Origin of the sequence: Pseudomonas sp. BCA17, assembly GCF_004519405.1 — a bacterium.
Lineage (GTDB): Bacteria > Pseudomonadota > Gammaproteobacteria > Pseudomonadales > Pseudomonadaceae > Aquipseudomonas.
The window spans coordinates 1-1,029 of sequence record NZ_SGWI01000026.1; the positions used below are offsets into that span (position 1 = coordinate 1).

Annotated in this window: 1 protein-coding gene; it reads right to left on the reverse strand. The window is 58.1% G+C overall.

Annotated elements, in window-relative coordinates:
- The coding region (locus EXW71_RS28660) for an immunoglobulin-like domain-containing protein (protein WP_372241352.1) at nucleotides 1–1,029 on the reverse strand (1,029 nt) is incomplete at both ends.

Consider the following 1,029-nt stretch of genomic DNA (forward strand, 5'->3'; position numbering starts at 1 on the left):
TTGGTGGCGGTCAGGACCACATCGACCTTGTCGATGGTGTCGTTGATCGTGGTGGTTGCGCCGTTACCCGCGACTTCCAATTTCTCGAAGTTGCCGCCGGTAGCGTCAGTGATCTTGACGGTCTGGGTGCTCTTGTCGATGAACACGTCATCGCTCGGCGCCGGGACAGTCACGCTGCCGAATGTGTCACCCGCCTTGATGGTGATGGACGAGCCATTGTCCAACTTCAGCGTGACGTCGGTGCCCGCTTTATTGGAAAGCGTGGCGGTATAAGTAATTTGACCACCTTCGTTGACTGCACTTGGCGCGGTCAGCGTGACGGTCGTGGTATCGGCAGTGCCCGGTGTGTCGGTAACGGTGGTGTTCACCGGCGTAGTGCCTGGCACCAAATTCTCGAAATGCTCGCCGCCGGTGACGCCTTTGATAGCGGCAGTGACGGTTTGGTCGCCTGTGTAAACGTCGTTTGGCGCCACGGTAGTAACGCTGCCGCTCGACTGGTTCACACCAATGGTGATGGTCTGGCCGTTATCCAGAGTGACAGTCAGCGGATTGGTGATGTTGGTCACTGCCGCGCCGTTTTTATCCACAAGGCTGGCGGTATAAACGATGTTGCCGCCTTCGCCCACGCTGTTGGTGGCGGTCAGTACCACATCCACTTTGTCGATAGTGTCGTTGATCGTGGTAGTCGCACCGTTACCCGCAACTTCCAGCTTCTCGAAGTTGCCGCCAGTAGCGTCGGTGATCTTGACGGTCTGGGTGCTCTTGTCGATGAACACGTCATCGCTTGGCGCCGGAACGGTCACGCTGCCGACCGTATCACCGGCCTTGATAGTGATGGACGAACCGTTGTCCAACTTCAGCGTGACGTCGGTACCCGCTTTATTGGAAAGCGTGGCGGTGTACGTAATCTGGCCGCCTTCGTTGACTGCACTTGGCGCGGTCAGGGTCACGGTAGTGGTGTCAGCGGTACCTGGGGTATCGGTAACGGTGGTGTTCACCGGCGTAGTGCCTGGCACCAGGTTCTCGAAG